Annotated in this window: 5 protein-coding genes; 2 read left to right on the top strand and 3 right to left on the bottom strand. The window is 70.5% G+C overall.

The genetic code is table 11. The features are described 5' to 3' along the window. The first annotated feature begins 566 nt into the window (after window positions 1-566). Together BZY54_RS34465 and BZY54_RS34460 are read left to right on the top strand one after the other, a co-directional pair. Entirely contained in the window at window positions 567-962 is a 396-nt protein-coding gene (locus BZY54_RS34465; protein WP_086729251.1) for a RidA family protein, read from the top strand. A gap of 218 nt (window positions 963-1,180) precedes the next feature. Further along, complete coding sequence (locus tag BZY54_RS34460) at window positions 1,181-4,102, top strand: FAD-binding and (Fe-S)-binding domain-containing protein (protein WP_086729250.1); 2,922 nt, start codon at window positions 1,181-1,183, stop codon at window positions 4,100-4,102. A 163-nt stretch (window positions 4,103-4,265) separates the two neighbouring features. On the opposite strand, the gene BZY54_RS34455 is transcribed toward BZY54_RS34460, so the two are convergent. Genes BZY54_RS34455 through BZY54_RS34445 form a run of 3 tightly spaced genes read right to left on the bottom strand, consistent with a single transcriptional unit; the run spans window position 4,266 to window position 9,516 of the window. Next, a complete protein-coding gene (locus tag BZY54_RS34455) occupies window positions 4,266-4,658 on the bottom strand; it encodes a hypothetical protein (protein WP_086729249.1) in 393 nt (130 codons plus the stop codon). Next, window positions 4,658-7,006 carry a DUF4132 domain-containing protein gene (locus tag BZY54_RS34450; RefSeq protein WP_086729248.1) on the bottom strand — a complete coding sequence of 783 codons (2,349 nt, stop codon included), beginning with the start codon at window positions 7,004-7,006 and terminating at the stop codon, window positions 4,658-4,660. The genes BZY54_RS34455 and BZY54_RS34450 overlap by 1 nt, the downstream gene beginning before the upstream one ends. Then, window positions 7,003-9,516, bottom strand: a complete 2,514-nt coding sequence (locus tag BZY54_RS34445) for a DUF4132 domain-containing protein (protein WP_158103960.1) — start codon at window positions 9,514-9,516, stop codon at window positions 7,003-7,005. The genes BZY54_RS34450 and BZY54_RS34445 overlap by 4 nt, the downstream gene beginning before the upstream one ends. Window positions 9,517-9,547 lie beyond the last annotated feature (31 nt).

The following is a 9,547-nucleotide window of genomic DNA, read 5'->3' as shown; positions in this document are numbered from 1 at the left end:
TTCTGCAAGAGTCCCGGTAACCCCACACGTCGCGGTCCTCCGGCGTGCTGGTCCACAAGAACCCGCCTGATCCCGCGTCGAAGAAGAACCTGGCGCTGGCACGGCACTCTCCCCTGACTGTGTACGTCGTTCAGGCGACCACCATAGGCGGCAAGGGTGTCGTCGGCGGCCCTGCCCCTGGACAAACGGCTCGGGGTCCTCATTCCACTCGTCGATCCGGGCGCGGACGTCTGTCCAGCTCGGTGACACCGCGATACGACCTTCCATCGCCGCTGGGCCGACCGCAGCGAACGCAGCCGGCCCAGCGGCCGTCCCAGCCGCGGACCGCGAGACAACGCGCCCGGTCGGCGGTGGGGCCGACCGGCGACGCGGCCACGGCCGGACCTTGTCGAACCGCTGCACCTGGAGAACGGCAGACTGCGTGTACCGACCGGGGCCGGTCTGGGCGAGAGTGTCGACGAGGACAAACTCCGGTACTACGCCGCGGCCAACGAGCGGGAAGGCGACCTGACGGGATGAGCGGCGGCACGGGAGACCAGGCCGTATCCAGGGCAGGAGAACGGCACATGGGCCAGGAAGCCGTACACACCACCCGCGCTCCCCGCCCCGCCGGGGCCCACTCCCACAGCGTGGTGGCAGGCGGTTTCCTCTGCACGGCCGGGTTCGGCCCGCAGGACCCGGCCACCGGTGAGGTACCGGAAGGGGGCCGGGAACAGACCGCGCAGGTGCTGCGCACCATCTCTTCCATACTTGCCGAACGCGGCCTGACTGCGCAGGATGTCGTCACGGTCACGGCGCACCTGGAGCACTTGAAGCGGGACTTCGCCGAGTTCGACGCGGCCTACCGGGAGTTCTTCACCGAGCCCTGCCCGGTCCGGACCACCGTCGGGTCCGACCTGATGAACATCCTTGTCGAGATCGATGTGGTGGCCGTGATCCATGAGGGAGCCGGAAGCGACTGACCTGCCCCCGCCGTACCGGTGCCGGGTGGCGCGACATGCCGTGTCAGGTCGCGCCGCCCGGCACCGGGCCCCGGGCGGGCGCGCACCGGTCACCGGCCGAGGGACCGGAGTCCGGCCGGGGTACGCGAGCCGCATCGAAACAGACTGACCGAAACCGTGTGGATGCTCCTTGCCCCAAGGTGGGAGCATCACACCGGTCCACCCAGGAGACGAACGCCATGCCGCTACTGGAGCCAAGCCCAGAAACCCTCCGTCCCGAAGCCGCCCGCTCCGCGGCCCCCGACCGGCTCCTCGACAGCCGGGCCGCGGGTACGCCCGAGCAGCTGCGGGACGAGCTGACCGTCCTGCTGGGTCCGGAAAAGGTCCGGTGGAAGGTCTCCGACCTGGTGAAGTACGCCTCCGACGCCAGCCCCTACCGGTTCGTCCCCCAGGTCGTCCTGATCCCGGACAGCACCGACGACGTCTCGGCGATCATGTCGTACGCGCGTGACCACGGGCGCGAGGTCGTCTTCCGGGCCGCCGGCACCAGTCTGAACGGCCAGGCGCAGGGCGAGGGCATCCTCGTCGACGTCCGCCGCCACTGGACGGGCGTCGAGGTACTGAACGACGGCGCGCAGGCGCGGATCCGTCCCGGAACCACGGTCATGCGTGCCAATGCCACCCTCGCCCGGTACGGTCGGCTCCTGGGCCCCGATCCGGCCAGCGCCATCGCCTGCACGGTCGGCGGGGTCGTCGCCAACAACGCCTCCGGGATGACGGCCGGCACCACCCGCAACTCGTACCGCACCGTCGCCTCGATGACCTTCGTCCTGCCCAGCGGCACCGTCGTCGACACGGCCGACCCGAGGGCGGACGACCTGCTGGCGCGGGCCGAGCCGGAGCTGTGCGAGGGACTGCTCGCCCTCAAGGCGGAGATCGAGGCGGACACGGAGCTCACCGCCAGGATCCGCGCCAAGTACGAGATCAAGAACACCAACGGATACCGGCTCGACGCCTTTCTCGACGGCGCCACACCCGTGCAGATTCTGCGCGGGCTGATGATCGGCTCGGAGGGCACCTTCGGGTTCATCTCCGAGGTCGTCTTCGGCACCCTTCCGCTGGACCGGAAGGTCTCCAGCGCGCTGCTCTTCTTCCCTTCGCTGACCGCCGCCGCGGCCGCCGTGCCGCTGTTCAACACGGCGGGAGCCCTCGCCGTCGAGCTGATGGACGGCAATACGCTGCGTGCCTCGGTGAGTGTCCAGGGCGTGCCGGCGGACTGGGCGGAGCTGCCCAGGCAGACAGCGGCGCTGCTGGTGGAGTTCCGTGCCCCGGACGAGGCGGGACAGGAAGCGTACGAGCGGGCGGCGGCCACGGTCGTCGAAAAGCTGGACCTGGTCGCGCCGGTCGCCTCGGTGACCAATGAGTTCACCCGTGACGCCGAGGTCATTTCCGGTTACTGGAAGGCCCGCAAAGCCTTCGTCACCGCTGTCGGTGGCTCCCGCCCGCCGGGCACGACGCTCATCACGGAGGACTTCGCCGTTCCGCCGTCCCGGCTCGCCGAAGCCTGCGAGGAGCTCCTCCGCCTTCAGACGGAGCATGGTTTCGACGCCGCTGTCGCGGGCCACGCGGCACACGGGAATCTGCACTTCCTGCTCGCCTTCGACGCCTCGAAGCCGTCCGACGTCGACCGGTACGCCGCGTTCATGGACGACTTCTGCCGGATGACCGTCGAGCGTTTCGACGGATCGCTCAAGGCGGAGCACGCCACCGGCCGCAACATGGCGCCGTTCCTGGAACTGGAGTGGGGGCCCAAGGCCACCGAACTGATGTGGCGCACGAAACAGGTCATCGATCCCGAGGGGGTGCTGGCCCCGCGGATCGTCCTCGACCGCGACCCCGCGGCACACCTGCGCGGGCTGAAGACCATTCCCGAGGTCGAGTCGATCGCCGACCCCTGCATCGAGTGCGGCTTCTGTGAGCCGACCTGCCCCAGCCAGGACCTGACCACCACTCCGCGCCAGCGCATCGTGCTGCGGCGGGAGATGATGCGGCAGCACAGCGGTTCGCCGGTGGAGACCGAACTGCTCGACTCGTACGGCTATGACGCCGTGGACACCTGCGCGGGTGACTCCACCTGCAAACTCGCGTGTCCGGTCGGCATCGACACCGGCGCCATGATGAAGGACTTCCGGCACCGGCAGCACTCCCCGCGCGAAGAGCGGGTCGCGGCACACACCGCGAAGAGGTTCAAGACGGTGGAGATCTCGGCGCGGCTGGCCGTGGCGGCGGCTGACAAGATCAGCGACCGGCTGCTGCAGACCGTCACCGGGCTCGCCCGCAAAGCCGTCGACCCCGATCTGGTCCCCGAGTGGCTGCCCGAGATCCCCGGAGCCGCCGCCCGCAGACCGCCTCGCACCTCGCGGACGGGAGCGAGCGCCGTCTACTACCCGGCCTGCGTCAACAGGATCTTCGGCTCCCACGACGACGGCACCGTCTCGGTGCAGCAGGCCCTCGTCGACGTCTCGGCCCGCGCGGGCAAACCGGTGTGGATCCCCGAGGACGTGGTGGGAACGTGCTGCTCGACGATCTGGCACTCCAAGGGGTACGCCGAGGGCAACACGGTGATGGCCAACCGCATCGTGGAGGCCGCCTGGGGCTGGACCGAGGGCGGCAGGCTGCCGCTGGTCGTCGACGCCTCGTCGTGCACGCTGGGCATCGCCCACGAGGTGGTGCCGCATCTCACCGACGCCAACCTCGAACTGCACAGGCAGTTGGCGGTCGTCGACTCCATCGTCTGGGCGGCCGAGGAACTCCTGCCGGCACTGACGATCCTGCGGAAATCCGGTTCGGCGGTCCTGCACCCGACGTGTTCCATGCGGCACCTGGGTGACGTGGACCAATTGCGCACGGTTGCGTCGGCCTGCGCCGAGGAGGTCGTCATGCCGGACGACGCCGGGTGCTGCGCGTTCGCCGGCGACCGCGGGATGCTGCACAAGGAGCTGACGGCGGCGGCGACGGCGAAGGAGGCGGCGGAGGTCAACTCCCGCGAGTACGACGCCTATCTCTCCGCCAACCGCATGTGCGAGATCGGGATGGACCGGGCGACGGGACAGAGGTACCACTCGGTCCTGATCGAGCTGGAGCGGGCGACGCGGCCGTGACGCCGAGGCCGTTGAACGCAGCGGCAACCGTCCTCGACGGAAGTCCTCGCCACCGTCCGTCCGAGAGAGGGGCGGTGGGTGGCCAGCCGTGCCTGGATTCGGGAGTCGACGGCTGCGTCGGCGGCGTCAGCGGCCCGCCGACTCGTTCCTGGGGGATTGTGCCTCAGCCACCGACGAGGGCGACGAGCTTGATGAAGACCAGGTCTGGATCGGCCGCCAGATCCACGACCTGGTCGAGGTCCTCGACCTGGCTGTCGCCGGCCAGCACGAAGAACCCGTTGGTCAGGAAGGCTTTCTCGGCGATCTCGGCCTGACGCTCCCAATCGATGCGGCGGGGTTCGCGGAGTCGGTAACCGTTCAGCTCGGTCTCGGCGTCGTCGGGGCGGACGAGACCGTTGAAGCGGTCGCTCGGGCGGGCGTTGTGCCGGGTGACCTCCTCGCGGACCCGGAGCCTGATCAGCTCCCGTACGGTCATCCGTTCCGGCAGCCCGGCGACCTCCCACTCGGTGACCGGCTTGCCCGTCGCGGTCTCGTCCCGGAACGTCACGGTGGCCATCAGGCACCTCGCTTGATCTGTATGAGGATGGACTCGTCGGCGATCTCGGTGTCGGCGGCGAGCAGGAATGCCTTGCTGAGAATGAGGGAGAGCCGGTCGTCCTCGAACGGCAGGAACACCTTGCCGTCCCCCGGGCGCCGTGCCGGGACGATGCACAGGTAGGCGTCGTCCGGTTCCATCAAGATGTTGGCCGAGCCCAGATGGATCTTGTACGTGCACAGATCGCCGCGGACGATCAGGAAACGGCCGTCGAGCGTGCACCGGTCGGCCAACTTCAGGCGGGGCAGGATCCGTGCCAGCGCCTCGCGCCGGGCCTCGGCGCTCTCGGTCAGCTCGGCGAAGGAGGTCCGCTCCCAGTAGGTGCGCTCAGGGCCGCCGTCGGTCCAGTCGGGATCGGAGGCGATCGAGGACACGCCGACGAAGAGATCCACGTCGCGCATCGCCTCGCTGAACACCAGCGGGGGCACGTCGGCGAGCGGTGTCTCGCGCCAGGCGCCCTCCACTCGCCGGTCGAAGCGCACTTGGTCGGTCGAGGCCAGTTCGTCGTCGCCCGCCCAGTCTGCCCAGGTATGAAAGAAGCGGACCCGCCACTCCCCCGCCGCGAAGGTGCGCTCGGCCTCGTCGCCGTCCCCGCCGTCCCAGGGACCCAGCCGGTCGCTCGTCCATCCCCGGGCCCGGAGCAACGCGAACATCCTACGGTAGTGGACGAGGTGCGCGGCGAAGCGGTTGGAGTAGACGCGCGTCTGCTCCTCGGCCGGGGTCAGGAGATATATCTCGCGGAATGCCTGCTTGAACGGCTGCCGGATCCGCCGTTCGGTGAGCAGGTCCCGCCAGGCCCGCACGGCGGCGGGCTCGGAGCGAAGGGGGTGCCAGAGCCGTACGGAGGCGTCGTCTGGCGCGTCGGGGAGGTGCTGGTCCGCCTCGGGCAGTACCGCCCGCCACTCGCCGGGAGCGACCTCGATCTCCCAGATCAGTCTGCGTACGAGGGTGCGGGCGAGGGGGTGCCCGGCCAGCTCCGTGCGCCACCAGCCGTACGGGTGGACGGCATCGACGGTGCAGCCGCCCTCCAACGCGCGTGTGAGGGTGACGAGTTGGGCGTTCACCCGCTTCACCAGCTCGCGCAGCTCCTTGACCAGTGCGGTGTGGTCGCGGCGGACCGGCGCCGGGACGCCGCGCAGCGGGCGGCCGTCCTTCTGCCAGGTCAGCGTGGCGGTGTCGGTGACAGCGACGACGGCCTGGTAGTCGCCGGCCGGCCGGCGCAGGACGCCGACCGCGGCGGAGCCGCTGACGGGTGCAGTGTCGAACCCCAGCCTCGGCAGGCGTAGTGCCACGTCGGCGCGCTCGGCCAGGGCCGCGTCGACCTTCTTGAGCATCTTGTCCAGCTGCTTGGGTACCCCGGCGTGCCGGACGGTGCGGCGCACGGTGCGGATCGCGGTCACCAGTTCGGGCGTCGGGTAGTCCTGCGCCGCGCGGACCACCTCGTACAGCAGGGCCTGTGAGGGAAGCGTCTTCGCCGGTGTGGGGGCGAGGGCGATGCCGGGCAGCAGCCGGTCGAACAGTTCCGGCAGCCAGGGCTCGTCGCGCAGGAGTGCCACCCGCAGGGCCTGTCCGAGCGAGGTGATCTCCCGGTCCGTGAACGCCTTGTCCGCCCGGTAGGGGATCTCGCCCGCGCGGATCGCGTCGGTGCGGTCGGCCGCCGCTTCCAGCGCGCGGCGGGCGAACGCCACGTAGGCGGGGTGGTCGGCCGACCTGCGCCACGCCGGCGCGAGCGGTGAGACGAACCTGTGCTCACGGTCGATCCCGGACAGCAGTTTCTGTTCGGCCGGGCTGAGGCCGGCGATGACGGCGATCTCGTCCGCGACGATGGAGCCCACGTCACGGGAGAGGCGCTCCACGGCCGCGCGCAGTGTCCCGTCACCGGCAAGTCCCGCGACCGCGAGCAGCGCGTACGGCTGACGCACGGTGTCCTTCTCCAGCCAGAACTCGACCAGGGTGCGGGACGGTTCGGACACGTCCGGCAGCGGCCCCGTGCAGCGCTCCAGCGCGCCCAGGCCCAGGGTGAGGTCTGCCCAGCCGTGCTCCTGGCACTTGTGGACGAGTGCCTCGAACATCGCGCGGCAAGCGTCGGGCGTATAGCGCGGCCGCCGCCTCGAGGCCGCGTCCTCGACCGCGAAGCGGATCCTCGTCATCGCGTGCGGGGCCGAGGCGCCCACCCGGTAGGCCGCCACGAGCAGGCTGCCGAGTTCCTCGTCGGAGACCGGTGACAGATCCGGGTGCCTGTCCTCGTCCTCGAGTGCGAACTCCGGCTCGTTCAGCGCGCGCATCAGCCGTGCCGCGAGACCCATCATGCCCCCCTCTTGATCTGGTGGAGGATCGTCATGTCGGTGATCCTCGTGTCGGCGGCGAGCAGGAACGCCTTGCTGAGGATCAGCGAGAGCCGGTCGTCCTCGAACGGCAGGAACACCTTGCCGCCGTCCTTGCCGCGTGACGGCACGATGCACAGATAGGCGTCGTCCGGCTCCATCAGGATGTTGGACGACCCCAGATGGATCCTGTACGTGCGGAACTCGCCGCGGACCACCAGGAAACGGCCGTCGAGAGAGCACCGGTCGGCTATCTTCAAGCGGGGCAGGATCCGTGCCAGCGCCTCGCGGCGGACCTCCGCGCTCGCCGTCAGCTCACCGAACGTGGCCGTTCGCCAGTACCCCGCATAGCGTTGCTCGCCCCGGTCGGTCCAGTCGGGATCGGCGGCGATCGAGGTCACGCCGACGAACAGATCGACGTCCCGCATCGCCTCGCTGAACACCAGCGGGGGCACCTCGGCCAGCGGAACCTCCCGCCAGCGCCGGCCGTCGCGCCGCTCGAAGCGGACCTGGTCCGTGGCGGCGTGGTCGGGCGCGTAGTCGCCGTCGTCCCCGGCGGGCTCGTGGTGGAAGCACGCCCGCCAGTCGCCGTCGCCGAACTCGGCCCGCGCCTGTCCCTCGTAGCCGCCGTCGTACCGGCCGAGGAAGTTGGCCTGCCATCCGCGCTCTTTGAACAGCGCGTAGAGCCGCCGGTAGTGCACGATGTGGGCGGCGAACCGGTTGGAGTAGACGCCGGTCTCCTCCTCCGCCGGAGTGAGCACATAGATCTCTCTGAACGCCTGTTTGAACGGCTGCCGCAACCGCTCGGCGACGATCCGCGCCCGCCACTGTCTGGTCTCGTCCACCGCCGCCCGGATCGGATGCCACAGCCGGACGCGCTCGGGCTCGCCCAGCGGCTCGGCCGCCGGCGCCACGGCGCGCCATGCGCCGTGCGCGTCCCGGAACTCCCAGATCAGGCCGCGGACGAGGACCCCGGTGACCGGATGGTCACGGTAGTGACGGCACCAGTCGTCGTACGGCCATTCACGCCCGGTCGACATCAGCGCCTCGATGCGGGCCCGCTCACCGGACAACGTGCCCCGTACCTCCTTGGCCAGGGCTTTCAGCTCCTTGAGCGCGTCCGCAAAGCCGTCCTTCACGGCCGCCGGGGTGGTGCGGGACGTCCGTCCGTCGGCGCCCGTGAAGGTGAGCCGCACCGTCACCGCGTCCTCGATCGCCAACCGCGCCCGATACGCGCCCAGTTCGCGTTCCAGTGAGCCGTCCGGTGCCAGTCCGTGGGCGGGCACACTGCGCTCGATCAGCTGCCCGGGCGTGATGCCCTGCCTCGCGGCGGCCGTCACCAGCGCGGTGTCGAGCTGCTTGCGCAGAGCCCGGTGCTTGATCTGGGACTGGAGCCGCCACAGGGCCTCGAGAGCGACCGGATCGGCGATCTCGGCCAGTGCGTTGATCGCCGCGCCGGCGAGCTTCAGGTCTTCCGTCACCCCGGTTCCCTGGCCACCGGTCCGCAGGGCGAGCGCCCCGAGATGAGGCACCGCGGCCGGGCCACCGGTCAGCGCGCCCGCCCAGACTGCGCCGCGTGCCAGGTCCCCGTCGCTCTGGTGGACGAGGTAGTGGTAGTGGTAATCGCCCGGGATCCAGCCGGCGTGCGCACCGCATTGCCTGCTGCACAGCGGATCGTCCTCGGCCAGCGCCCGAAGGATCCCGGCCGTGATGTCCCGCGCCGACGCCGCGTCCACGAGGGTGAGGCACGTCCGCCGCCACCGCCGGGAGGGACGCGGCCCGGACAGACCGACCAGGTGCCGGACGAAGCCGGCCAGCTCGGGGGTCGGGGACGTGTTCGCACGGTCCCGCAGCAGGGCGGCCCAGGGTGCGTACGAGGGGATCAACCCCTCGGGGATGAGCGCCTCGTCCACCCCGGCGAGCAGCGCACGGAGGCGTCTGGCGAGCGGCCCGTGCAGGTGTGCGGGAACATCGCCGGTCATGAGCTTCGCGTGGGCGTGCCGCAGCCAGGGTGCGACGGCACGGCGACCGTCGGCGCCGAGCTGCTCGGCGGCGTCCAGCGCCATCCCCAGGGACCCGGCAGACCGGAAGCACATGTCGAACTCGGTGACGCGGGACAGCATCACCGCGACCTCGTACGGCGTCCAGCCGTGCACCCGTGAGATCACGGTCTTGATCTCGGAGTCGTGCCGCCGGAATCCGATGTCGTCGAAGCGGGAGGCCAGCATCAGGCACAGGGCCGCGGCCCTGCCCTCCTCCTCCGAGCAGGCCGCGAGCCGCCCGGCGATCTCGGCCTGGGTCGCCGCGCGTATCGCCTGGATTCGCTCGAATTCCTCCAGCCCTCCCCGCAACGCGGCGGAGGCGTCCCACCGGGGCTCCGTCCGCTGACGTTCCAAAAGGTCGACGAGCCAGCGGACGCGGTCGAGCGCGGCAATCCTCACGTCGTCGAGCGAGTCGTTCCTACGGGATTCGGCCACCAAGGCGTCGTAGAGCATGGCGGGATGATGACAGGGGGGTCTGACAACA

The sequence above is a fragment of the Streptomyces carpinensis genome (assembly GCF_002154505.1).
Classification (GTDB): domain Bacteria; phylum Actinomycetota; class Actinomycetes; order Streptomycetales; family Streptomycetaceae; genus Streptomyces; species Streptomyces carpinensis.
Note: the sequence above shows the minus strand (reverse complement) of the source record. Positions and strands in the feature narration are given on the sequence as shown.